The organism is Salinarimonas soli (assembly GCF_008386575.1).
GTDB lineage: Bacteria > Pseudomonadota > Alphaproteobacteria > Rhizobiales > Beijerinckiaceae > Salinarimonas_A > Salinarimonas_A soli.
Map to the genome: position 1 here is coordinate 23,912 of NZ_VUOA01000014.1, position 21,983 is coordinate 45,894.

General features: G+C 69.1%; 24 protein-coding genes. 11 read left to right on the forward strand and 13 right to left on the reverse strand.

All coding sequences use genetic code 11. The features are described from left to right. Positions 1–34: 34 nt before the first annotated feature. Both F0L46_RS05860 and F0L46_RS05865 read left to right on the forward strand, forming a co-directional pair. Positions 35–1,210 (forward strand): vWA domain-containing protein, encoded by a 1,176-nt coding sequence (locus F0L46_RS05860; RefSeq protein ID WP_149816121.1) that lies wholly within the window; start codon positions 35–37, stop codon positions 1,208–1,210. Between the two features lie 40 nt (positions 1,211–1,250). Continuing rightward, positions 1,251–1,832: a hypothetical protein gene (locus tag F0L46_RS05865; RefSeq protein WP_149816122.1), complete on the forward strand. Its 582-nt coding sequence runs from the start codon at positions 1,251–1,253 to the stop codon at positions 1,830–1,832. Between the two features lie 8 nt (positions 1,833–1,840). Here the strand turns inward: F0L46_RS05865 and F0L46_RS05870 are convergent, their stop codons facing one another. Further along, positions 1,841–2,650: an enoyl-CoA hydratase gene (locus F0L46_RS05870; RefSeq protein WP_149816123.1), complete on the reverse strand. Its 810-nt coding sequence runs from the start codon at positions 2,648–2,650 to the stop codon at positions 1,841–1,843. A gap of 92 nt (positions 2,651–2,742) precedes the next feature. Between F0L46_RS05870 and F0L46_RS05875 the strand changes: the two genes are divergently transcribed. Both F0L46_RS05875 and bcsS read left to right on the forward strand, forming a co-directional pair. Then, positions 2,743–3,174 (forward strand): PaaI family thioesterase, encoded by a 432-nt coding sequence (locus F0L46_RS05875; protein ID WP_149816124.1) that lies wholly within the window; start codon positions 2,743–2,745, stop codon positions 3,172–3,174. A gap of 175 nt (positions 3,175–3,349) precedes the next feature. Further along, positions 3,350–3,955 (forward strand): cellulose biosynthesis protein BcsS, encoded by a 606-nt coding sequence (gene bcsS, locus F0L46_RS05880; protein ID WP_149816125.1) that lies wholly within the window; start codon positions 3,350–3,352, stop codon positions 3,953–3,955. A gap of 36 nt (positions 3,956–3,991) precedes the next feature. Here the strand turns inward: bcsS and F0L46_RS05885 are convergent, their stop codons facing one another. Next, complete coding sequence (locus F0L46_RS05885; RefSeq protein WP_149816126.1) at positions 3,992–4,729, reverse strand: SDR family NAD(P)-dependent oxidoreductase; 738 nt, start codon at positions 4,727–4,729, stop codon at positions 3,992–3,994. 101 nt (positions 4,730–4,830) lie between these two features. Here F0L46_RS05885 and F0L46_RS05890 point away from each other — a divergent pair, with 101 nt between their 5' ends. Next, positions 4,831–5,010 (forward strand): DUF2256 domain-containing protein, encoded by a 180-nt coding sequence (locus F0L46_RS05890; RefSeq protein ID WP_188311869.1) that lies wholly within the window; start codon positions 4,831–4,833, stop codon positions 5,008–5,010. Positions 5,011–5,069: 59 nt separating this feature from the next. Here F0L46_RS05890 and rpsI read toward each other — a convergent pair whose 3' ends face one another. From rpsI to F0L46_RS05910, 4 genes are all read right to left on the reverse strand, one after another. After that, positions 5,070–5,546, reverse strand: a complete 477-nt coding sequence (rpsI, locus tag F0L46_RS05895) for a 30S ribosomal protein S9 (RefSeq protein WP_149816127.1) — start codon at positions 5,544–5,546, stop codon at positions 5,070–5,072. A 2-nt stretch (positions 5,547–5,548) separates the two neighbouring features. Next, positions 5,549–6,010, reverse strand: coding sequence for a 50S ribosomal protein L13 (rplM, locus tag F0L46_RS05900; protein WP_149816128.1), 462 nt, complete (start codon positions 6,008–6,010; stop codon positions 5,549–5,551). Positions 6,011–6,263: 253 nt separating this feature from the next. Beyond that, complete coding sequence (gene groL, locus F0L46_RS05905) at positions 6,264–7,892, reverse strand: chaperonin GroEL (RefSeq protein WP_149816129.1); 1,629 nt, start codon at positions 7,890–7,892, stop codon at positions 6,264–6,266. A 47-nt stretch (positions 7,893–7,939) separates the two neighbouring features. Further along, positions 7,940–8,254, reverse strand: a complete 315-nt coding sequence (locus tag F0L46_RS05910) for a co-chaperone GroES (RefSeq protein WP_149816130.1) — start codon at positions 8,252–8,254, stop codon at positions 7,940–7,942. A gap of 334 nt (positions 8,255–8,588) precedes the next feature. Here F0L46_RS05910 and F0L46_RS05915 point away from each other — a divergent pair, with 334 nt between their 5' ends. Together F0L46_RS05915 and F0L46_RS05920 are read left to right on the forward strand one after the other, a co-directional pair. Next, on the forward strand, positions 8,589–8,858 hold the full coding sequence (locus F0L46_RS05915; RefSeq protein ID WP_149816131.1) for an usg protein: 270 nt from the start codon (positions 8,589–8,591) through the stop codon (positions 8,856–8,858). Between the two features lie 115 nt (positions 8,859–8,973). Beyond that, on the forward strand, positions 8,974–9,537 hold the full coding sequence (locus F0L46_RS05920) for an exopolysaccharide biosynthesis protein (protein WP_149816132.1): 564 nt from the start codon (positions 8,974–8,976) through the stop codon (positions 9,535–9,537). A gap of 8 nt (positions 9,538–9,545) precedes the next feature. On the opposite strand, the gene F0L46_RS05925 is transcribed toward F0L46_RS05920, so the two are convergent. The 5 genes from F0L46_RS05925 to F0L46_RS05945 form a co-directional block, all read right to left on the reverse strand. Then, complete coding sequence (locus F0L46_RS05925) at positions 9,546–11,744, reverse strand: putative bifunctional diguanylate cyclase/phosphodiesterase (RefSeq protein ID WP_149816133.1); 2,199 nt, start codon at positions 11,742–11,744, stop codon at positions 9,546–9,548. Positions 11,745–11,835: 91 nt separating this feature from the next. Further along, a complete protein-coding gene (locus F0L46_RS05930) occupies positions 11,836–12,585 on the reverse strand; it encodes a proteasome-type protease (protein ID WP_149816134.1) in 750 nt (249 codons plus the stop codon). A 50-nt stretch (positions 12,586–12,635) separates the two neighbouring features. Further along, positions 12,636–13,457: a transglutaminase family protein gene (locus F0L46_RS05935; RefSeq protein ID WP_149816135.1), complete on the reverse strand. Its 822-nt coding sequence runs from the start codon at positions 13,455–13,457 to the stop codon at positions 12,636–12,638. 24 nt (positions 13,458–13,481) lie between these two features. Continuing rightward, positions 13,482–14,423: an alpha-E domain-containing protein gene (locus F0L46_RS05940; protein WP_149816136.1), complete on the reverse strand. Its 942-nt coding sequence runs from the start codon at positions 14,421–14,423 to the stop codon at positions 13,482–13,484. A 63-nt stretch (positions 14,424–14,486) separates the two neighbouring features. Continuing rightward, a complete protein-coding gene (locus F0L46_RS05945; protein WP_149816137.1) occupies positions 14,487–15,902 on the reverse strand; it encodes a circularly permuted type 2 ATP-grasp protein in 1,416 nt (471 codons plus the stop codon). Between the two features lie 1,178 nt (positions 15,903–17,080). Between F0L46_RS05945 and modB the strand changes: the two genes are divergently transcribed. Together modB and F0L46_RS05955 are read left to right on the forward strand one after the other, a co-directional pair. Beyond that, positions 17,081–17,773 (forward strand): molybdate ABC transporter permease subunit, encoded by a 693-nt coding sequence (modB, locus tag F0L46_RS05950; protein WP_240539891.1) that lies wholly within the window; start codon positions 17,081–17,083, stop codon positions 17,771–17,773. A 35-nt stretch (positions 17,774–17,808) separates the two neighbouring features. Then, entirely contained in the window at positions 17,809–18,333 is a 525-nt protein-coding gene (locus F0L46_RS05955; RefSeq protein ID WP_149816139.1) for a CoA-binding protein, read from the forward strand. Between the two features lie 3 nt (positions 18,334–18,336). Here F0L46_RS05955 and F0L46_RS05960 read toward each other — a convergent pair whose 3' ends face one another. Next, on the reverse strand, positions 18,337–18,654 hold the full coding sequence (locus F0L46_RS05960) for a hypothetical protein (RefSeq protein WP_149816140.1): 318 nt from the start codon (positions 18,652–18,654) through the stop codon (positions 18,337–18,339). Between the two features lie 489 nt (positions 18,655–19,143). Between F0L46_RS05960 and F0L46_RS05965 the strand changes: the two genes are divergently transcribed. Then, positions 19,144–20,427 (forward strand): O-acetylhomoserine aminocarboxypropyltransferase, encoded by a 1,284-nt coding sequence (locus F0L46_RS05965; RefSeq protein WP_149816141.1) that lies wholly within the window; start codon positions 19,144–19,146, stop codon positions 20,425–20,427. A gap of 651 nt (positions 20,428–21,078) precedes the next feature. Next, complete coding sequence (locus tag F0L46_RS05970) at positions 21,079–21,501, forward strand: septal ring lytic transglycosylase RlpA family protein (RefSeq protein ID WP_149816142.1); 423 nt, start codon at positions 21,079–21,081, stop codon at positions 21,499–21,501. On the opposite strand, the gene F0L46_RS05975 is transcribed toward F0L46_RS05970, so the two are convergent. Beyond that, positions 21,502–21,672 (reverse strand): YqaE/Pmp3 family membrane protein, encoded by a 171-nt coding sequence (locus tag F0L46_RS05975; protein WP_149816143.1) that lies wholly within the window; start codon positions 21,670–21,672, stop codon positions 21,502–21,504. Positions 21,673–21,983 lie beyond the last annotated feature (311 nt).

The following is a 21,983-nucleotide window of genomic DNA, read 5'->3' on the forward strand; positions in this document are numbered from 1 at the left end:
TTGACGTTTCGGCGCCACCTCCGACATTGACGCCATGCTGCTCAACTTCTTCACCGAACTGCGCGCCGCGAAAGTCCCGGTGAGCCTGCGCGAGTTCCTCACGCTTCTGGAAGCGCTCGACGGCGATCTCGCGGAGAAGCGCGTCGAGGACTTCTACTTCCTCGCGCGGGCCTGCCTCGTGAAGGACGAGCGCAACCTCGACAAGTACGACCGGGTCTTCGGGCAAGTCTTCAAGGGGCTGGAGACGCTTGGCGCCGCCGTGGACGCCACCCCGATCCCCGAGGAATGGCTGCGCAAGCTCGCCGAGCGCTTCCTCTCCGACGAGGAGAGGGCGCAGATCGAGGCGATGGGCTGGGACAAGCTGTTCGAGACCCTCAAGGAGCGCCTGAAGGACCAGAAGGGCCGCCATCAGGGCGGCAGCAAATGGATCGGCACGGCCGGGACGAGCCCCTACGGCGCCTACGGCTACAATCCGGAGGGCGTGCGGATCGGGCAGGACGGAAACCGGAATTTCCGGGCCGTGAAGGTGTGGGACCGCCGCGAGTTCAAGGACCTCTCCGACGACGTGGAGCTCGGCGTGCGCAACATGCGCGTCGCCCTGCGGCGGCTGCGCCGCTTCGCCCGCACCGGCGCGGCCGAGGAGCTCGACCTGGAGGGCACGATCCAGGAGACCGCGAGCAAGGGCTACCTCGACGTGAAGCTGCGGCCCGAGCGCCGCAACGCCGTGAAAGTCCTCCTCTTCCTCGATGTCGGCGGCTCGATGGACTGGCACATCGAGAAGGCCGAGGAGCTGTTCTCGGCGGCCCGGCTCGAGTTCAAGCACTTCGAGCACTTCTACTTCCACAACTGCCTCTACGAGCGCGTCTGGAAGGAGAACCGGCGCCGGCACGACCAGGTGACCCCGACCCTCGACCTCATCCGCACCTATCCGTCGGACTATCGCGTGGTGTTCGTCGGGGACGCCTCCATGAGCCCCTACGAGATCCTGATGCCCGGCGGCTCCGTGGAGCACTGGAACGAGGAGGCGGGACAGGCCTGGATGGAGCGGCTGCTCGCCCACTTCCCGAAGGCGATCTGGCTCAACCCGGTGCCTGAGAAGCACTGGGGCTACACCCATTCGATCGGCCTGGTCCGCGGGCTCGTCGGGGGCCGGATGTTCCCGCTGACCCTGGAGGGAATCGATCGGGCCATGCGGGCGCTCGTGCGGTGACGCCTTGCGGGATCGCCGCCGATCCCGCACAAGCGCCGCCATGACCGACGAGAGCCCACCCCCGAGCTACAGCCACAACCCGCGCCCGGTGGGCTATCCGCTCGCCTTCAAGCTCCTGCGAAACCGGCTCGTCGTCGACACGACGCGCAAGGTGGAGGAGATGCAGCTCGGCGCCGTGACGCGGATCCGGCTCTCCTACGAGCCCCGGAGCTTCGCGCAGCGTGCGTTCCGAACCCGCGTCACCCTCGTGAACGGCCGGACCGTGACGTTCACGAGCGTCAGCTGGACGTCGATCATGAACGTGCGCTCGCAGGAAGCCGAGTACTCCGCCTTCGTGCATGCCTTGATCGAGGCGGTCGCTCGCGCCAACCCGAAGGTGGAGCTCATCACGGGGAAGCATGCCGTGCTGTGGTCGCTGATGATCAGCGCCGCCGCCTTCACGCTCGTGGCGGTCGCCCTGTTCGCCTGGCGCGCCTTCGAGAGCGGGGCACCGGGCGCCGCGCTGCTCGGGGCGGCGGTCGCGGCGGTCGGCATCTGGCAGCTCGAGCCCATCATCCGCCTCAACCGCCCTGGCCGGTTTGCGCCCGACGCCCTGCCCGAGGCGCTGCTGCCGAAGGCGTGAGCGCTCCGCTAGCGCCCTTCCCAGGACGGCTCGCGCTTCTCCATGAACGCGCCGATGCCCTCCTCGGCATCGCGCGCCAGCATGTTCTCGACCATCACCCGCGAGGCGTGCTCGTAGGCGTCGGACAGCCCCATCTCCAGCTGCTCGTAGAAGGCGCGCTTGCCTGTCCTCAGGGTCAGGGCGGACTTGGCGGCGATGAGCGACGCCAGGCGGGAGGCCTCCTCCAGGGCCCCTCCCCTCGGGACGACCCGGTTGACGAGGCCCATGCGCGCGGCGTCGGCAGGCGGGATCATCTCCCCGAGAAGCAGCATCTCCATGGCGTGCTTGGGCGACAGGTTGCGTGAGAGCGCCACCATGGGCGTGGAGCAGAACAGGCCGATATGGACGCCCGGCGTACAGAACCTGGCATCCTCCCCGGCCACCGCGAGATCGCAGCTCGCCACGAGCTGGCACCCGGCTGCCGTCGCGACGCCTTCGACGGCAGCGACGACGGGCTGCGGCAAGCCTACGATCCGCTGCATGACGCCCGAGCAGCGCGACAGGACCTCCGCGAAATAGGCCCGCCCGCGATCCTCGTCGGCTCGCCGCGCCGTCATCTCCTTCAGGTCATGCCCCGCGGAGAAGACGGGCCCAGCGGCGCTCAGCACCACGGCGCGCACCGTTCCGTCCGCGGCGATACGGTCGAGCTCCGTGCCGAGGGCGTCGAGCAGCGCCTCGGACAGAGCGTTGCGGGCTCCGGGCCGGTTGAGGGTCAGGGTCGCGACGCCGTCCCGGTCGTGTCGCAGGAGCGGAGCGTCGACGGCCGCATGCGCATTCACGGCAAACCTCCTCGGTCGATTGCCCCATTGTCGCGGCGGCGGCGACGTGGTGCAAGGACGCTCGTCGAAACGCACCCGTCGTGCAGGCTCCCATGTCCGAACGCCCGCCCATGATGACCGCCGCGGAGGTCTCCGCCTTCCTCGATCGCGAGTTTCCGCAGATCCACATCGGCGGACGCTGCTTCCATGTCGAGGACATCGGGCCGATGTCGGCCCGCATGCGCATGGATTACCACGAGCGGCACGTCCGGCCGGGCGGAACCCTGTCGGGACCGTCCATGATGACGCTTGCCGATCTCGCGCTCTATGTCGCCATCCTCGGCCAGATCGGGCCGGTGGGGCTTGCGGTGACCACCAATCTCGCCTTCAACTTCCTGCGCAAGCCCGCCCAGCGGGCCCTCGTCGCCGAGTGCCGCATCCTCAAGCTTGGGAAGCGCCTCGCGGTCGGTGACGTCGAGATCCGCTCGCAGGGCGACGAGGCGATCGTCTGCCACGCGACAGGAACGTACTCCATCCCTGGATAAGGCACCGACCGCTCCGACGATCACCGGGCAGGAGCCCCCGGCACAACCAGAAACAACTTGCACGCGCTCACCCTTGCGTCACATGATGCATCGCTACCTGTTCTGCGTGTGAGGTGTCCGCGTGTCCGGAGCGGTTCGTCGTGTCGCCCGATGTCTCGTCGTCGGGGCTTTCGCAATGGGTCCCGCGCAGGCCGACGAGGCGCATAGCGTGTTCTTCGCGGGCCTTGATGCGGGCCATTCGCTGCATGCTCACATCGGCTTTAAGCAGGCGCTCACGGATTCGCTGGACCGATCGGGCTTTGTCGCCATGGGCATCCTGGGTGCGGGCGGACGCAAGCGGGACGGCGATCATCCGCTGCAGCTCGGGCTTCTCGGCGGCTATCAATGGGCCATGCCCCGGATCCATGCCGCCCTCTTCCTGGGCCCCGAGGGCGAGCGGGACGGCGGATTGCGGCTGGGCGTGCGGGCCCAGGGCGAAATCTGGGCGCGCCCGTCCGATGAGACGCTGCTCACGGCCACCCTGATCGCAGGCTCGGCCCGGCCGCAGGCCTGGGGACGGGTCTCGGCCGGCTACAAGGCCTGGGACGAGACCTTCGTCGGCCCCGAACTGTCCCTCAAGCGGGAGCGCGACTGGACCGAATGGCGGGCCGGCGTGCACGTCACCGGCCCGACCTTCGCCGGGGTGACCTGGCGTGTCTCGGCGGGGCGCAGCTTCGCGGAGGGCGGTCGCGAAGGCTTCTATGGCGGGCTCTCGGGCCACATCCGGTTCGGCGGCCCCTGACCTCGCTCGACGGGAGCAAGGCCTGGTACCGGCGCGTCAGCCCTTCGTGCGCAGGGTCGAGCGCCCGCCGTCGACCCCGATGATCTGACCCGTGACCCACGAAGCTTCGGCGGACACGAGGAAGGCCGCGAGAGGGCCGATGTCGCCGGGCTCGCCCAGCCGCTGCAGCGCATGCATCCCGGCGATCGCCGTCGCCATCGTCTCGTTGGCCGTGAGGGGGCGGGCCAGCTCGGTCCGGGTCAGGGACGGCGCGATGGCGTTGACGCGGATCTTCGGCGCGAGCTCGGCCGCAAGCGCCAGGGTCAGGCCCTCGACGGCGCCCTTCGCCATAGCGACCGAGGCATGCGCCGCGAAACCCTGGCTCGCCGCGACCGTGGAGAACAGGACGATGCCCGGCGAGCCCTCGGCGGATTTGAGGGCCGGCAGAGCGGCCTGGACCGCGCGCAGGGCACCGAGGGCATTGATCCGGAAATCCTGAACCGCGTCCGCCTCGCTGACCCGCGCGGCAGGCTTCAGGTTGATGGTGCCGACCGCATAGACGAGTCCGGCCACGTGGCCCCGTTGCGCCGCCTCCTCCGTCGCCTGGCGGAGCGTGGCGTCGTCGAGGATATCGCCTGCGGTGGTGCCGGCAGCGCCGACGGCTCGCGCGGCCTCGGCGAGACGACCCGCATCGCGGGCCACGAGGTGAACGGCATAGCCCTTCTCGACGAGCGCGCGGGCCGTCGCCGCCCCGATGCCCCCCGAACCGCCATAGACCAGCACCACTCCCGACATGCACGCCCCTTTGTCTCATTGATGCCACGCGGGCGTTGAGCTAGCGCGGGCGTGGGGCATGTCGACGGGCCTGCGTCGCCCCACCGCAGGAGAGGCGAGCGATGGCGCGGATGCGCAAGAAGGGCGATCTCCCCACGAAGGACTGCGCGTCGTGCGGCCGGCCCTTCGCCTGGCGCAAGAAGTGGGAGCGGGTCTGGGACGAGGTTCGTTACTGCTCAGACCGCTGCCGGGCCGAAGCCAAGCGCGGCAAGGACGCCGCCGACGCTCCCGGGCGGTCCTGAAACGAAAAACGGGGAGGCTCTCGCCTCCCCGTCGAACCGAATGCCCGGTCCCGAGCGCCTTAGCGCTTCGAGAACTGGAACGAGCGGCGGGCCTTCTTGCGGCCGTACTTCTTGCGCTCGACGACGCGCGGGTCGCGGGTCAGGAAGCCGCCCTTCTTGAGCGGGCCGCGAAGCTCCGGCTCGAAATAGGTGAGCGCCTTCGAGATGCCGTGGCGCACCGCGCCGGCCTGGCCCGAGAGACCGCCGCCGCGAACCGTGACGTTCACGTCGTACTGGGTGCCGCGGTCGACCAGCGCCATCGGCTGCTGGAGAACCATGCGGAGCACCGGACGGGCGAAGTACACCTCGAGCGCACGGCCGTTGACCGTGATTGTGCCGGAGCCCGGCTTGATCCACACGCGGGCGACCGCGTCCTTGCGCTTGCCGGTCGCGTAGGCGCGGCCTTGGGCGTCGAGCTTCTGGACGTGGCGGGGCGCCTCGGCCTGGGCGGCGGGCGACTGGCCGGCGAGATCGGCGAGAGACTGCAGGGTCGCCATGGTCACTGCCTCTTGTTCTTGGGGTTCAGGGCCGCGACGTCCAGCGGCACAGGCTGCTGAGCCACGTGGGGGTGCTCCGTGCCCTTGTAGACGCGCAGGTTGCCCATGATCTGGCGGAAGAGCGGGCCGCGGGGGAGCATGCGCTCCACGGCCTTCTCCACGACGCGCTCCGGGAAGCGCCCGTCGAGGATGAAGCGCGCGGTGCGCTCCTTGATGCCGCCCGGATAGCCGGTGTGGTGATAGTACACCTTCTGCTCGCGCTTGCGGCCGGTGAAGACCACCTTGTCGGCATTGATGACGATAACGTTGTCGCCGCAATCGACGTGGGGGGTGTAGCTCGGCTTGTGCTTGCCGCGCAGCCGCATGGCCACGACCGAAGCGAGACGGCCCACAACGAGGCCCTCCGCGTCGATGACCACCCACTTCTTGTCGACGTCGGCGGGCTTCAGCGAAAAAGTCTTCATCGCGCTGTGTCCCTGGTTCCGAAACGAAGAACCGCCGCGGGATCGCGGCGGCTTGTGACCGGGGGTGTACGGGACGGAGCGCGCTTTGTCAACGCGGTTCGCGATCGCGAACGCGGCTGAAAGCCTTATGCGGCAAGCGTTTGTGTGTCGCGGTAATTAGATACCGCACGTGTGACCGAACCTGCTTACAGGAGAGGGGCGCGGACCGCGACCGGTCCGCGCCCCCCCCCCCTGATCCGACCCGTCGAGACGATCAGAAGTCCATGTCGGCGCCGGCCGCAGGCGCGGCGGGGGCCTTCTTCTTCGGCGCCTCGGCGATCATCGCCTCCGTGGTGATGAGAAGCCCCGCGACGGAGGCTGCATCCTGGAGCGCGGTGCGCACGACCTTGGCCGGGTCGATGACCCCGAAGCCGAACATGTCGCCGTACTCGGCCGTCTGGGCGTTGAAGCCGAAGGCGTAGTCGCCCCGCTCCAGGATCTTGCCCACGATGACCGAGCCGTCCTCGCCCGCGTTGAGCGCGATCTGGCGGGCCGGCGCCTGGATCGCGCGGCGCACGATCTCGATCCCGGTCTTCTGGTCGGCATTGCTGGGCTCGAGCCCCTCGAGCGCCTTGAGCGAGCGCAGGAGCGCCACGCCGCCGCCCGGCAGGATGCCCTCCTCGACCGCCGCCTTGGTGGCGTGCATGGCATCGTCCACGCGGTCCTTGCGCTCCTTCACCTCGATCTCGGTCGCGCCGCCGACGCGGATCACCGCGACGCCGCCGGCCAGCTTCGCCAGGCGCTCCTGGAGCTTCTCGCGGTCGTAGTCCGAGGTCGTCTCCTCGATCTGCGCCTTGATCTGGGTGACACGCGCCTCGATGTCGGCCTTGGAGCCGGCGCCATCCACGATGGTGGTGTTCTCCTTCTCGATCACCACCTTCTTGGCGCGGCCCAGCATGGCGAGCGTCACGTTCTCCAGCTTGATCCCGAGATCCTCGGAGATGGCGGTGCCGCCGGTGAGGATCGCGATGTCCTGGAGCATCGCCTTGCGCCGGTCGCCGAAGCCCGGCGCCTTCACGGCCGCGATCTTGAGGCCGCCGCGCAGCTTGTTCACCACGAGGGTCGCCAGCGCCTCGCCCTCGACGTCCTCGGCGACGATGAGCAGCGGCTTGCCCGTCTGCACCACGGCCTCGAGGACCGGGAGCATCTCCTGCAGGTTCGAGAGCTTCTTCTCGTGGATTAGGACGTAAGGATCCTCGAGCTCCACCCGCATCTTCTCCGTGTTGGTCACGAAGTAGGGCGAGAGATAGCCGCGGTCGAACTGCATGCCCTCGACGACGTCGAGCTCGGTCTGCAGAGACTTCGCCTCCTCGACGGTGATCACGCCCTCGTTGCCGACCTTAGCCATCGCCTCGGCGAGATAGCGGCCGATCTCCACGTCGCCGTTGGCCGAGATGGTGCCGACCTGGGCGATCTCGTCGTTGGAGGTCACCTTCTTGGCGTTCTTCTTCAGGTCCGCCACGATGGCCCCGACGGCATCGTCGATGCCGCGCTTGAGGTCCATCGGGTTCATGCCGGCGGCCACGGCCTTGGCGCCCTCGCGCACGATGGCCTGGGCCAGAACGGTCGCGGTCGTGGTGCCGTCGCCGGCCAGATCGTTGGTCTTCGAGGCCACCTCGCGCACCATCTGGGCGCCCATGTTCTCGAACTTGTCAGCAAGCTCGATCTCCTTCGCGACCGTCACGCCGTCCTTGGTGATGCGCGGCGCGCCGAAGCTCTTCTCGATCACCACGTTGCGGCCCTTCGGCCCCAGCGTCACCTTCACGGCGTCGGCGAGAATGTCTACGCCGCGCAGCATCTTCTCACGGGCGTCCGCCGAAAACTTCACGTCCTTGGCTGCCATGTTCATCACTCCGTATCAGACATGATGCTCGTCGCGCGAGGCCCCGTTCAGGCGGCCTTGCGCTGGGCTTCGGCGTGCTCCAGCACGCCCATGACGTCGGACTCCTTCATGATCAGGAGGTCCTGGCCGCCAATCTTCACCTCGGTGCCCGACCACTTGCCGAACAGCACGCGATCTCCGGGCTGCACGTCGAGCGGGTTCACCTTGCCGTGCTCATCGCGGGCACCGGGCCCCACCGCGATCACCTCGCCCTGCTGCGGCTTCTCCTTGGCCGTATCGGGGATGATGATCCCGCCGGCCGTCTTCTCCTCCGCCTCGATGCGGCGGACGACGATGCGGTCGTGAAGGGGACGAAACTTCATCTCTGTCCTCCAAGAAATGCGAGTCAGATGGTCGTCTGTCGAAGCGTCGGCGGCCTCGCGACAAGCGCCGCCGTAACGCTCCGGGCGATGAGCTAGGCGCGGGATTTCGGCCGTTCAAGAGCCCCGTCCGAAAATTTTGGCAGTCAGCGCGTCGAGTGCCAAGCGCAAGCGTGCCGGGATTTGTCAGCAGACCGGGGCCCATGCTGCTAAGGCTATGGAACAAAACACTAATTTCGTGGATTGAGCTTGAGCGTGGCGGCTGTTCGCGGCACCCTCGTGGGTGCGCAACACGCGGGCCGTCACGCGCGTTGCGCGTCAAGCCAATGGAGGTCCCATGGTCTCGAAGGAGTTCATCCGTCAGCTCGAGGGTTACGGGCTGACCACCGCCACCATCCTCTACCGGATGCCCGACCATCCGTCCTTCCTCCAGAGCTACATCTGGCAGGAATACGACTTGGCGCCGCGCTTCCCCATCCTGCACGAATTCCTGGACTTCTGGACCCGCGAGCTCGAGGGGCCGCTCCATTCCGTCACGGTCGCGCATTCGCGCCTGATCAAGCCGGCGGAGTTCAAGAAGGTGGACGGCGTGCTCACGATTCACTGAGGGACGGCCGCGATCGGGAGCTTTCCGGGCGGGGCCGCGTGGGTTACAGGAGCAGGACAGCCTGATCCCAGCAAGGCCCCTCTTGGCTCGCACGACCCGCACATCCGAAATCCTCATGTCGCTTGCCGCGCACGGGGGCGAGCGCCAGACCGTGGGCGAGATCATGGCGGTGCTGCGCGACCGGGCCTTCGCCCTGCTCGTGGTGCTTCTCGGGCTCCCGAACTGCCTACCGATGCCCCCGCCGATCCCGCTCGTCTGCGGCATCCTGCTGGCCTTCGTCGCGCTTCAGATCGCGGCCGGGCGACAGGCCCCTTGGCTGCCCCGCGCGCTTCTGCTGCGCTCCGTGCGGCAGAGCGACGTCTCGCGGGCCGCGGGCCGGGCCGTGCCGGTGTTCCGGCGGCTGGAGCGCTGGTCGCGTCCACGCCTCCTCGTCTTCGACACGGGGGCGGCGATGCGGGTGGTCGGGCTCATGCTCCTGGCGCTCGCCCTGGGACTGCTCGTCGCGGCTCCCGTCGTCGGGCAGATCCCGCTCGGCCTCGCCGTATGCCTCGTGGGTCTGGGCCTCGTGGAGCGGGACGGCGTGGTCGTGCTGAGCGGTCTCCTGATCGGCGCCATCGGCGTCGCGCTCAGCGCGGGCTTCGTCTACGCGATCGTTGCCGGCATCGATCTTCTGAACTGAGCCGCCCGTCAGGCCGCCGATGCGCTCTCGTCGGGCGGAGCGATGCCGAGAAGGACATCCACCTCCGCGGCGGGGATCGGCCGGGAGAACAGGAACCCCTGGAGCTGGTGGCAGCCGAGCGCCTGCAGGAAGCGGTGCTGCTCCTTCGTTTCCACGCCCTCGGCGGTCACGGTGAGCCCGAGCGCCCGGCCGAGATGGACGATGGAGTGAACCAGGATCGCCGACTCCCCCGTCGCCTCCATGGATTCAAGGAAGGACCGGTCGATCTTGATCTTGTCGAAGGCGAAGCGCCGCAGATAGATCAAGCTCGAATAGCCCGTGCCGAAGTCGTCGAGCGCGAGGTGCACGCCGAGCGCCCGCAGCTCCATCATCGCGGCCTCGGCGGCGTCGGCGTCCTCGACCACCACGCCCTCGGTCAGCTCCAGCTCGAGGCGGGTCGCATCGAACCCCGTCTCCTCCAGGGCGTCGACGACCTTCGCGACGAAGTCGCGGTGGCGGAACTGGATCGGCGACACGTTCACCGCGATGCGCAGGCCCGGCCAGCGCTTCCCGTCCGTGAACGCGCGGCGCAGGACCCATTCACCGAGCGGGATGATGAGACCCCGCTCCTCGGCCATGGGGATGAAGCGGTCTGGCGCGATGAGCCCCTGCGTAGGGTGGGGCCAGCGCACGAGCGCCTCCAGTCCGACCACGGTCTGGCCGTCGGCGGAGAACAGAGGCTGGTAATGCAGGGCGAGCTGGTCGGTCGCGATCGCGTCGCGCAGGTCGTCCTCGACCACCTTGCGCAGGCGGATAGCCTCGTCCATCTGGCTTACGAAGAACGAGTAGCGGTTCCGGCCCTCGCTCTTCGACTGGTAGAGCGCCGTGTCGGCCAGACGCATCAGGCCCTCGCGGTCGAGACCGTGCTCCGGGGCGAGCGCCACGCCGATCGACACGCCGACGCTGACGGGCGCCTCGCCGAGCTCGAAGGGATGCGTCAGCTCGTCGAGGATGCGGCGGGCGAGACTCTCGGCATCGACCCGGGAGCGGACCTGCGTCTGGATGACGGCGAACTCGTCGCCCCCGAAGCGGGCGAGCGTGTCGGCCCCGCGCAGGAGCCGACCCAAGCGCTCGGCGACCCGCTTCAGGAGCTCGTCGCCGGCCTGGTGCCCGTAGGTGTCGTTGACCTCCTTGAACCGGTCGAGGTCGAGGAACATGACCGCGAGCCCCTCCCCCGTGCGGGAGATGCGGGCGAGCTCCTGATCGAGGCGCTCGCCGAAGAGGAGGCGGTTTGGGAGGCCGCAGAGGGGATCGCGTCCCACGAGGCTCTGCGCCTTCTCCTGGGTGGCCGCGAGGTCGCGGGCGATGGTGCGAACGTGCCCCATGATGAAGGCGAACATCGCGAAGGTAACGATGGTGCCGATGAGCGTAAGGGGCAGGAGGCGCTCGAGGAGCATCTGGCCGGGCCGATCGGCGGTCCAGCTCAGATGGGCGGCTGTGCCGATGCGCTCGTCGCCGAAACCGAGGCCCGCCTGATCCGCCGGGAGCGGGCCGGAATGCACGGCGAAATCGCGCACGCCGTGCAGCTCGGCGAGGCGCCGCAGGCTCGCCTCGTCGATGCGGCGCATGCCGACGGCGAGGATGAATCCGTCAGCGGAGGGAACCCGGTTCGGAACGGCGACGAGCCCGTAGACCGACCCGTCCACCCGCAGGAGACGGGTGAGGCCCTGGCTGATGTTGAGCTGGATCAGGGGCGAGCCCTTCACAGGCAGGCCGCTCAGGCGAAGCTCCGCCGACCTGATGAGCTCGGGCAGCATCACGCCGGCAACCTCGAAGGCCGCGCGGCCAGCTGCATCACCCTCGGCCGGGCTCACCGCCGGCAGGCCCGTCGCGTCCACCCAATACACGGCCGAGACGTCGAAGAGCGGAACGATCCGCGCGGAGGACTGGCGCAAGGCGTCGCCCGGCTGGAGATCGGCGGGGCTCTCGACCGCCTTGCGCAGGGCGGTGGCAAGCTGGCTCTCCAGATCCTGGAGCCGCTGCTCGATCGCGGCGGCGAGCTGGAGGCGCTGGCGTTCGGCGGCCTCCATGTCGGCCGTCTGGCTGCTCAGGAAGATCGTCAGCAGGACGAACCCGATGGTTCCGCACAGTAGCATCGCCGTCGGCCAGAACAGCCGGTGGAGCAGCTGGGCGAAGGATCGGCGGCTTGTCGGTAGGCTGCTCGCCATGTCGAGTCCCGGTGAGGATGGACCCCGACCTTGCGCGCCTTCCGTTTAAATCGCGTTGCGCCGGAGGGTAAATCTTCCCCGAACCGGATGATCAGCTTTTTCGGGGCTCGTAAGGGGGGCGCGGGATCGCCATGTGGGCCGCCCGCAGGGCCGCCGACCAGCGCTCGCGCAGATCGTGAAAATAGGGCTCGCCGGCCTCGATGCGGTGGACGACCTCGGGCTCCAGCGCGTCGCGCCGCAGCACCGCGATGTCGATGGGCAGGCCGACCGCAAGGTTCGAGCGCATGGTCGAGTCCATCGAGATGAGGCCGATCTTCAGCGCGTCGTAGAGGTCGGTGGAGAACTTCACGGCGCGGTCGAGGATCGGCTTGCCGTATTTGTGCTCCCCGATCTGCAGGAAGGGGGCGTCCTGCCCGCATTCGATGAAGTTGCCGGCCGCGTAGATCATGAACAGTCGCATGGGCCCGCCGCGGATCTGCCCTCCGAAGAGGAAGGATACGTCGAACGTGACGTTCGCCGCCTCCAGCCCCGGGCCGTCGATGGTGCGCACGCTGCGCACCGCCCGGCCGACGAGCTGGGCCGCCTTGAAGAGGCTCGCCGCACTATCGAGGCGCTCGACCTCGCCGGTGTCCGGGTTCTCCATGCCCTCGGCCAGAAGGCTCACGACGGATTGCGATACCGAAAGGTTGCCGGCGGAAGCGAGCAGCAGCACCCGGTCCCCCGCGCCGCGGTAGACGTGGAGCTTGCGGAAGGTCGAGACGTTGTCGAGGCCCGCATTGGTCCGCGTGTCGCCGAGCATGACCAGGCCCTGCTCGACGAGGATGCCGGTGCAATAGGTCATCCGTGTCCCCCCTTCGTCCCCGGCCCCGGGTTTCCGGGTGCCCTGCGGCTTCAGCCTTGCGCCTGGCTCTGCCCATTGTCGACGCGAAGCCGCACGTCAAGGGTCTCGTTCCCGCCGCCGTAGCGGCTGCCCCGGATCGGGGCGGCCCCGAGATAGTCGAGGCCGATGGCGAGGCGCAGATGCGCGGGCCCCGTGGCGATGCCGTTGGCGGGATCGAATCCGACCCAGCCCAGCCCCGGCACCTTCGCCTCCGCCCAGGCATGCCCCGCCTCCTGCTCCACCACGCCGTCAGCGCGGAAGAAGTAGCCCGAGACGTAGCGGGCCGGGATGCCGAGATGGCGCGCGGTGGCGATGAAGACGTGGGTGAGGTCCTGGCAGACGCCGCGGCGCATGGCGAAGGCCTCCGCCGCCGTCGTCGCGGCGTGGGTCGGCGCCGTGTCGAACACGATCGTGCCGTTGATCGCCTTCAGGAGATCGTGGAGGCGGGTCAGCGGGTCGGGGCTCCCGCCGGCCTCGGCCGCGAAGGCGCGAAGCGCGTCGTCCGGCGTGGTGAGGTCGGTGTCGCGGAGAAAGAAGGCCTCGGGCACCCGCTCGGCGGTGCCCGTCACGACGCCGTGGGTGTCGAAGGTCTCCACCTCGCCCGAGACGCGGACGACGAGCTGGTCGACGGCGCCGTCGGCGGAGAAGACGTGGATCGTGTTGCCCAGCGTGTCCTCCTTCACCTTCAGGCTGCCGTCGACGCTCGGGTCGATGCGCCAGCGGCGGACATGCTGGCCCTCGTGGCTCGCGGGGGTGAGCCGCATGACCTGGATCAGCCCGCGGGCGGGCTGGTCGTAGGCGTAGCGGGTCTCGTGGAGGACGCGAAGGCGCATGATGGATCCGGGGCGGGGCGCGCGTCAGGTGAGGTACTGCTCGGCGACCGCCGTGCCGAGCTGGTTGTTGTCGAGGATGAACGCTTCGATGAACTCATGCAGGCCTTGCGCGAAGATCTCCTCGATCGCAAGGTCGTTGAGGCGGCCGAGGGTGGCGCTGGCGAGCCGCTGGCTCGGGCCGCGCCGGCCATAGGCGTCCGCCGTGAGGTCGAGGTGGCGCACCATCACCTCGTAGCAGCTCGCCAGCGAGCGCGGCATCTGCCGGTTCAGGATGAGGAGGTCGGCCACGCGCATCGGCCGGATCCGGTCGCGATAGACCCAGTGATAGGCGGTGAGGGCCGAGACCTCGCGCAGGATCGTGGTCCACTGGAAATAGTCGAGACTGCCGCCCACCCGCTCGTTCTCGGGCAGGAGCACATGGTACTTCACGTCGATGATGCGGGCGGTGTTGTCGGCCCGCTCCATGGCGAGGCCCAGCCGCGTGAACCAGTAGGCGTCGTTGCGCAGCATGGTGCGGTGCGCCGAGCCCTCGAACATCAGCGACAGGCTCTTCACCCATTCCAGGAACCGGGCGAACTCCTCGCGGCTCATGGAGCGGCCGTCGAAGCGCTTGAACTCAAGCCACGCGCCGTTGATCCCCTCCCACATCTCCGTGGTGAGCGCCGTGCGCACCGCCCTCGCATTGGTGCGGGCGAGCTCCAGGCAGTTGCGGATCGAGGAAGGGTTGGCAGGGCTGAAGGCGAGGAAGTCGCGGACGGTGTCCTCGTTCGTCGCGGAATAGAGGCCCTGGAACGTCTCCATGCTGCCCGCCGAGGCGAGCGCGCTTTCCCACTCGTTGCGCTCCCCCGAATAGGAGGAGGGCAGCGAGGCAAGCCGCATGGCGGCATCGAGGATGCGGGCCACGAAGTCGGCGCGCTCCGTGTAGCGGGCGAGCCAGAAGAGGTTGTCGGCGGTGCGGGAGAGCATGGGGCAAACCGTCGGGAACGCTGGACGCTGGCTTGGGGGCGATGAACGGTAGCGGGGCGGGTCCTACCCGTCGAGGATCCAGGTGTCCTTGGTGCCTCCGCCCTGGCTCGAATTGACCACGAGCGACCCCTCCTTGAGCGCCACGCGGGTGAGGCCGCCCGGGACGATGTGGACCCCGTCGGCGCCGGTGAGCACGAAGGGCCGCAGGTCCACGTGCCGGGGGGCGACGCCCGACGCCACGAAGGTCGGGCAGGTGGAGAGCGCCAGCGTCGGCTGGGCGATGAACCCGTCCGGGTCCCGCTTGAGCTTGCGGCGGAACTCCTCGATCTCGGCCCGCGTGGCGTGGGGGCCCACCAGCATGCCGTAGCCGCCCGAGCCGTTGACCTCCTTCACGACGAGCTCGTGCAGGTTGTCGAGCACGTGGCCCAGCGCATCCCGCTCGCGGCAGCGCCAAGTGGGCACGTTGGAGAGGATCGGCTCCTCGCCCGTGAAGAAGCGGATGATCTCGGGCATGTAGGTGTAGACCGCCTTGTCGTCGGAGATGCCCGTTCCGACGGCATTGGCGAGGGTGATGTTGCCTGCCTGATAGGCACTCATGAGGCCCGGCACGCCGAGCACCGAGTCCGGCCGGAACACCAGCGGGTCGAGATACTCGTCGTCGATGCGCCGGTAGAGCACGTCGACGCGCTTCGGGCCCTCGGTGGTGCGCATGTAGACGACGTCGTCGCGCACGATGAGGTCGGAGGATTCCACGAGCTCGACGCCGAGCTTGTCGGCGAGGAACGAGTGCTCGTAATAGGCGGAGTTGAACTGGCCCGGGGTGAGCAGCGCCACCACGGGATCGCGGCTGGCGCTCGCGGGAGCGACGGAGCGCAGGCTGGAGAGCAGGCTGTCGGCGTAGTTCTCGATGGGCGCGACCCGGTGCTCGGCGAAGAGCTCCGGGAAGAGGCGCATCATCACCTCCCGGTTCTCCAGCATATAGGAGACGCCCGACGGCGTGCGGGCATTGTCCTCCAGGACGTAGAACGTGCTCTCGTCGACCCGCACGATGTCGATGCCCGCGATGTGGCAATAGACGCCGTGCGGCACCGCCACGTCCACCATCTCCAGCCGATAATGGGGGTTGCGGTAGACGAGGTCGGCGGGGATCACCCCCGCCTTGATGCATTCCTGCCCCGAATAGATGTCGGCGAGGAACATGTTGAGCGCCTGGACGCGCTGCGTGAGCCCGCGCTCGACGATGCTCCATTCGGGCTTGGTGAGGACCCGGGGGATGATGTCGAACGGGATCAGGCGCTCGGCCGCCTCGTTGTCGCCGTAGACCGCGAAGGTGATGCCGATGCGCCGGAAGAACAGCTCCGCCTGGCTGCGGCGGGTGTCGAACACGTCGCGGGGCGTCGCCTCCAGCCAGCGCTTGAGCCCCGCATAGGCCTCCCGGACATCGGCCGCCATCGGCCCCATCTCGTCGAACGCTCCCATCCGCCCGGCTCTCCTACAGTCATCGCCCAGCCTAGACGCAAGTTGCGTTCCAGGGGAAGGAGGTTGCTGGGGCGTCCGATAGAGAGAGATGCAGACGTGCCCGGGCTCCCTCCCCTCTCCCATGGGGAGAGGGGCCGGGGGTGAGGGGGTACCACCTCGAACCATCGGGTCTCCCCACCGCTGCCCCCACCCGCCAACCTCGTCCTGAGGTGCCCTGCGCAGCCCGGCCTCGAAGGGCGGTCCAGAGGTCTCCGGACGGCTGTGGAAGCGTGCTGCGTGCTTCGAGACGCCTGCTGGAGCAGGCTCCTGGGCATGAGGGGGTTGGGAGATATCTGGCTCAGCGTGGTACCCCCTCACCCCCGACCCCTCTCCCCCCGGGAGAGGCGAGCAGGCGCGCCGCATCGCGCCCCGGGGGCGGCCCGTCCTGTCCGGCCGTCTGCCGGAGGGCGGGCGAGAGAGGATCGAGGGGGCGCGGGACGCCGCGGGCTCGATTGTGGCAGTCGGCCGTGAGCTTCGAGAGCCCAGCGGCGTCCACGGGGGTCCGGATCGATGGTCCGGCCCCGTCCGGGTCGCCCCGGCACGCATCAGCGGCGGTCTAGGCGCGTCGCCGTCGGTCAGACTGACGCGCGGCCGAGCCGGGCTAAGGGCCCTCGCAAGAGGAAACCCCGCCGTTGTGCCCCACCGCCGTCGCCCTGTGGGTCGTCCGTGCTTGGGTGCGTCCCGTCACGATAACCCCACCAGATCCCGCCATAGTACGGGCATCGCCGACATCACGGGTGTCGCCACCCGCTTAGGCATCCGTCCCCCGAGACCCCGGACCGCGTATCCGGGGGCGCAGGCGCCGCGCACCACCCCACCTCACGACGCCTCGCGACAGCGCCCCTCATCGGGTGATGCGGTGTAGGACATAAATCAGGTGAGTAGGAATGTCAAGGCGGGAAGGGGGTGATGGCGGTGTGGGGGCAGAAGAACCCGTAACCGAAAGGCTGACGTCCCTTCCTGCCAGGACACCGCCGTCACCCCCCNNGGGGAGGGAGCGCGGCGGCGCTTGCCGGGAGCGGTGCGCCAGCCCTGGGCCGACCTCGCGGAGGCGGCGTTTGGCGTCGCGCCTTGACGGCTGCTGGCCCATCCGGTTCTCTCACGCCCTCCCCGCCGGCGGACCTGCCTCGGAGCCCCTTCTGACCCTGACCCCCGACGAATGGAGCGCCGTGCGCCTGAGCCTGGTCGTGGCGGCCTATGCCACGCTCGCGAGCCTGCCCCTCGGCGTCGCGGCGGCGTGGTGCCTGGCGCGCGGGCGCTTTCCCGGGCGCACGCTCCTCGACGCCCTCATCCACCTGCCCCTCGTCCTGCCGCCCGTGGTGACGGGATACGGGCTCCTGGTGCTGTTCGGCCGCCGCGGCCCCCTCGGCGGCGCGCTGGAGGCGTGCTGCGGGATCGTGTTCTCGTTTCGCTGGACGGGCGCGGCGCTCGCCGCCGCCGTGATGGCCTTCCCGCTCATGGTGCGGGCGATCCGCCTGTCCATCGAGGCGGTGGATGCCCGGCTCGAGGGCGCGGCGGCGACGCTCGGGGCCCCTCCCCTGCTCGTCTTCCTCACCGTGACCCTGCCCCTGGCGCTGCCGGGGATCCTCGCAGGCGTGGTGCTCGCCTTCGCCAAGGCGCTCGGCGAATTCGGCGCCACGATCACCTTCGTCTCCGCCATCCCCGGCGAGACGCAAACCATCCCGGCCGCGATCTACGCCTACACCCAGACCCCAGGCGGCGAGGCGGGGGCGCTGCGCCTGAGCCTCATCGCGGTGGCGGTGGCGCTCGGCGCCGTGGTGCTCTCCGAGCTCCTCACCCGCCGCATCGGCCGCGCCGGCCGGCTGACCTGATTGCGCGGCGGGACGCGGGAAGCTACGACAGCCCCATGAACCACGACTCCTATCCCGACGCGACGATCCGCGCGATCCTCAAGGGCGTGAAGACGGTGGCCATCGTCGGCGCCTCCAACAACCCGGCCCGCCCGAGCTACATCGTCACGAAGTACCTCGCCGAGCGCGACTACGACGTTGTGGCGGTCAATCCGGGCCAGGCGGGCGGCGAGATCGTCGGCTGCCCCGTCTATGCGCGCCTCGCCGACGTGCCGCGCCCCATCGACATGGTGGAGATCTTCCGCAACTCCGCCGCCGCCGGGCCCATCGTCGACGAGGCCCTGGCCCTCGACCCGAAGCCGCGGGTGATCTGGATGCAGCTCTCGGTGCGCGACGACGAGGCCGCCGCGAGAGCCGAGGCCGCCGGGCTCCAGGTGGTGATGAACCGCTGCCCGAAGATCGAGTATGGCCGCCTCTCCGGCGAGATCGGCTGGCAGGGCGTGAACTCGCGGATCCTGAGCGCCAAGAAGCCGCAGCTCGCGGGCAAGGGCTTCCAGAAACTCACGATCGACCGGCGCTAGGGGTCAGCGCTCCGCGCGCCGCTCCGACCAGAACGAGCGCATATTCGCGTTGTGGACGTGGGACTGCTCGGCCTGCCGGCGCTGGTCCTCGCGCAGCTCGTAGCCCAGGACCTTGCCCGCCGTCTGGAGCTTCGTCGCGGCCAGCACGCCGCCGCCGCCCACGAGCACGCCCGCTACGCTCACCGCGATCCACGGCAGCGCGATCCCGATCGTGCGGCGCCGCGCCTCGGCCCGTCGCTGGGCAGGCGTCTTCAGCGGGCAGGCGCGCCGCAGCGCCTCGCTCCGCGGCAGATGCTCGTCGTCGTTCCAGTGGTCGGTCACGGCACTCCCCCTCGGAGGCATGGGGGGATCCTGGCGGGGATCTCGTCAAATTTTCCTGAAAGGCATCAGCGAGTTGCGGGTATCGTGCGGCAGGGTGAACGGAGGCTTGCGGGGGAAGTTTGGAATCGAGGGAATGGGTCTGGCGTATGGGCCCTGGCCGGGCATGAGGTGCGCCTGCGGCGCGACAAGTCGTGCTGGATCCCCTTCCCCTCCGCCCTGACGGGCTCCGGCCGGGGATGACATGTGGAGTGCGCGACCGCTGTCATCCCCGGCCGGAAGCAGCGTCAGCTGCTGGAGGGGAAGGGGATCCAGCACGGCTTGATGTCGCGAAGCGACGCCTTTTGCCCGCCCGAGGCCTTCACGGGAAATCCGTCCGCCCCCGATCCCACCCGTTGATCCCCCGCCCATGTTCCTTTAAAAGAACTAACGTTCGGTTTGAAGGCCGACGCGGGCGGAGCGGCCGCCCTCGAGGGGATTGAGGAGGAAGGGATGACTGACCGTTTGCCGGGGTTCAACACGCTCGCGATTCATGCCGGCGCCGCGCCGGATGCCGCGACGGGGGCGCGCGCCACGCCCATCTACCAGACCACGTCCTTCGTGTTCGACGACGTGGATCATGCGGCCTCGCTGTTCGGCCTGCAAGCGTTCGGCAACATCTATTCGCGCATCGGCAACCCGACCTGCGCGGTGCTGGAGGAGCGCGTCGCGGCGCTGGAGGGCGGCACGGCCGCGCTCGCGGTGGCGTCCGGCCACGCGGCGGAGTTCCTCGCCTTCCATGCCCTGATGCAGCCCGGCGACGAGTTCGTGGCCGCGACCCGGCTCTATGGCGGCTCGATCAACCAGTTCAACCATTCCTACAAGAACTTCGGCTGGACGGTGCGCTGGGCCGACTCGGACGATCCGTCCACCTTCGAGGCGGCGATCAACGAGCGCACCAAGGCGATCTTCGTGGAGTCGATCGCGAACCCGGGCGGCGTGATCGTCGACATCGCGGCGCTCGCCGAGATCGCCAAGCGCCACCGCATCCCGCTCATCGTCGACAACACGATGGCCTCGCCCTACCTCATCCGCCCCTTCGAGCACGGGGCCGACATCGTCGTGCATTCGGCCACCAAGTTCCTCGGCGGCCACGGCAATTCCATCGGCGGCCTCATCGTCGACGGCGGGTCGTTCAACTGGGCGGGCGACGATCGCTATCCCATGCTCTCCAAGCCCCGGCCCGAATATGGCGGCATGGTGCTGGGCGAGACCTTCGGCAACTTCGCCTTCGCCATCGCCTGCCGGGTGCTGGGCCTGCGCGATCTCGGGCCGGCGCTGTCGCCGTTCAACGCCTTCATGCTGCTCACGGGCATCGAGACGCTGCCGCTGCGCATGCAGCGCCACTCGGACAACGCGCTGGCGGTGGCCGAGCATCTGCAGGCGCACGACGCGATCTCCTGGGTGAGCTATCCGGGCCTGCGCTCCGACCGCTACCACAACCTCGCCTCCCGCTACTGCCCCAAGGGCGCGGGCGCGGTGTTCACCTTCGGCCTCAAGGGCGGCTACGACGCGGGCGTGCGGCTGGTGTCGAACCTGAAGCTGTTCTCGCACCTCGCCAATATCGGCGACACCCGCTCGCTGGTCATCCACCCCGCCTCCACCACCCACCGCCAGCTCACCGACGAGCAGCGCACGATCGCCGGCGCCGGCCCCGAGGTGGTGCGCATCTCGGTGGGCCTGGAGGACAAGGAGGACCTGATCGACGATCTGGACCAGGCGCTCGCCGCGGCGTGACGGACGGGCCCGGGACGGGGGCGCCTTCGTCCCGGGCTAGAGACTTCGCTGTCATCCCCGGGCGGAGGCGGCCTGTCCGCCGGAGGATTGCTTTAGAGTGCGCGCGCTTGTCATCCCCGGCCGGAGCCCGTCAGGGCGGAGGGGACGGGGATCCAGCGCAATGATGTTGCCGCGCAGCGGCTCACTTCGGCCCGCGAAGGGCCCTGGACGGGCATAAGGTGCGCCTGCGGCGCAGCAAGTCTCGCTGGATCCCCTTCCCCTCCACTGACCTGACGGTCAGTTCCGGCCGGGGATGACGCGGAGAGCGCGTCATCCAGCTCAGGCGCCTCCGATAACCTCGGAACCAAAATCAGCCCAGCTTCGTTGTCCGCTGCCCCGCCTCACGCGCCGGGCCTGGAACGCCGCGCCTTGGATCGTCTTCGACGAGCGCGCGAGCGTCTATCTCCCGTTAACGATAGCTTAGAAAATCCCCGTCACCATCATCTCGCCTCCTTACAGCCAAGCTTATTGCCCGTCGACCAAATCTGTTGCCTGAATGCCACCCGCCTGGACCTTGTGCACAGGCTTTGCCGCTAGGGAAAGAGCCTGCCACATTCCAGCCTTACTTTCCGCAAGGCTGCACCTTCCGCAACGACAAGAAGGAAGGTCCCCATGAAAGCCATCGTCCGCCTGACGTGCCTCGTTCCCGCGCTGATGCTCGGCGCCTGCGTGCAGCAGGGGGCCGGCCTCGATGTCGGCGCCACGGGATCGCTCGGCGCCACGGACAAGGCGGGCGTGCTCGCCGGCGGGACGATGATGCAGCGGGGGATGGCCTCCTATTACCGGCACGGCCGGCGCACCGCGAACGGCGAGGCGTTCAATCCCGGCGGGATGACGGCGGCGCACCGCACCCTGCCCTTCGGCACCCGGGTCAAGGTCGTCCACGAGGACACCGGCCGCGCCGTGGTGGTGCGCATCAACGACCGCGGGCCGTTCTCCCACGGCCGCGTCATCGACCTCGCCCACGGCCCCGCCCAGTCGCTCGGCCTCACGCGCTCCGGCGTCGGCCGCGTGGCGCTCTACCGGCTCGACTGATCACGGCCGCCGGTGGCGGGCGATCACCCAGACGGCGTGCACCACGCCGGGGATGTAGCCGAAGATCGTCAGCAGGATGTTGACCCAGAACTGCAGCCCGATCCCCACGCGCAGGAACACCCCGAGCGGCGGCAGCAGGATCGAGAGAAGGATGCGGAGGAAATCGCCCATCGTGACCTCGTGAGGGGGTGGACACCCTCGCGGTGTTGAACGAGTGCGGAACCGGCCGGGTTCCGATGGGGCCGAGCCGCTTGGCGGCGCTTTATGCGGGGCTGGATCCCGGATCTGCGATCCGCTCCGCCTGCGGCTGCGCTCCTCTTCTCCGGGAAATTGATGGAGGGTGCCAAAAGGGGTTCTCCAGAGCCTCGACGCCACTTTCCCGGACAAGCCTCGCGAAGCGAGGGGCAGATGCGGGATCCGGCGCAAGAAGCTGCGGCGAAGCCGCACCGCACGCCCCCAATCCCCCAGGGAACTAAGTAGAA

Excerpts from the sequence above, each read along its gene's own strand:
- F0L46_RS05860 (WP_149816121.1), top strand. The coding sequence starts at position 35 with ATGCTGCTCAACTTCTTCACCGAACTGCGCGCCGCGAAAGTCCCGGTG.
- F0L46_RS05865 (WP_149816122.1), top strand. The coding sequence starts at position 1,251 with ATGACCGACGAGAGCCCACCCCCGAGCTACAGCCACAACCCGCGCCCG.
- F0L46_RS05875 (WP_149816124.1), top strand. The coding sequence starts at position 2,743 with ATGTCCGAACGCCCGCCCATGATGACCGCCGCGGAGGTCTCCGCCTTC.
- bcsS (WP_149816125.1), top strand. The coding sequence starts at position 3,350 with ATGGGTCCCGCGCAGGCCGACGAGGCGCATAGCGTGTTCTTCGCGGGC.
- F0L46_RS05885 (WP_149816126.1), bottom strand. The coding sequence starts at position 4,729 with ATGTCGGGAGTGGTGCTGGTCTATGGCGGTTCGGGGGGCATCGGGGCG.
- F0L46_RS05890 (WP_188311869.1), top strand. The coding sequence starts at position 4,831 with ATGGCGCGGATGCGCAAGAAGGGCGATCTCCCCACGAAGGACTGCGCG.
- rpsI (WP_149816127.1), bottom strand. The coding sequence starts at position 5,546 with ATGGCGACCCTGCAGTCTCTCGCCGATCTCGCCGGCCAGTCGCCCGCC.
- rplM (WP_149816128.1), bottom strand. The coding sequence starts at position 6,010 with ATGAAGACTTTTTCGCTGAAGCCCGCCGACGTCGACAAGAAGTGGGTG.
- groL (WP_149816129.1), bottom strand. The coding sequence starts at position 7,892 with ATGGCAGCCAAGGACGTGAAGTTTTCGGCGGACGCCCGTGAGAAGATG.
- F0L46_RS05910 (WP_149816130.1), bottom strand. The coding sequence starts at position 8,254 with ATGAAGTTTCGTCCCCTTCACGACCGCATCGTCGTCCGCCGCATCGAG.
- F0L46_RS05915 (WP_149816131.1), top strand. The coding sequence starts at position 8,589 with ATGGTCTCGAAGGAGTTCATCCGTCAGCTCGAGGGTTACGGGCTGACC.
- F0L46_RS05920 (WP_149816132.1), top strand. The coding sequence starts at position 8,974 with ATGTCGCTTGCCGCGCACGGGGGCGAGCGCCAGACCGTGGGCGAGATC.
- F0L46_RS05925 (WP_149816133.1), bottom strand. The coding sequence starts at position 11,744 with ATGGCGAGCAGCCTACCGACAAGCCGCCGATCCTTCGCCCAGCTGCTC.
- F0L46_RS05930 (WP_149816134.1), bottom strand. The coding sequence starts at position 12,585 with ATGACCTATTGCACCGGCATCCTCGTCGAGCAGGGCCTGGTCATGCTC.
- F0L46_RS05935 (WP_149816135.1), bottom strand. The coding sequence starts at position 13,457 with ATGCGCCTTCGCGTCCTCCACGAGACCCGCTACGCCTACGACCAGCCC.
- F0L46_RS05940 (WP_149816136.1), bottom strand. The coding sequence starts at position 14,423 with ATGCTCTCCCGCACCGCCGACAACCTCTTCTGGCTCGCCCGCTACACG.
- F0L46_RS05945 (WP_149816137.1), bottom strand. The coding sequence starts at position 15,902 with ATGGGAGCGTTCGACGAGATGGGGCCGATGGCGGCCGATGTCCGGGAG.
- F0L46_RS05955 (WP_149816139.1), top strand. The coding sequence starts at position 17,809 with ATGAACCACGACTCCTATCCCGACGCGACGATCCGCGCGATCCTCAAG.
- F0L46_RS05965 (WP_149816141.1), top strand. The coding sequence starts at position 19,144 with ATGACTGACCGTTTGCCGGGGTTCAACACGCTCGCGATTCATGCCGGC.
- F0L46_RS05970 (WP_149816142.1), top strand. The coding sequence starts at position 21,079 with ATGAAAGCCATCGTCCGCCTGACGTGCCTCGTTCCCGCGCTGATGCTC.
- F0L46_RS05975 (WP_149816143.1), bottom strand. The coding sequence starts at position 21,672 with ATGGGCGATTTCCTCCGCATCCTTCTCTCGATCCTGCTGCCGCCGCTC.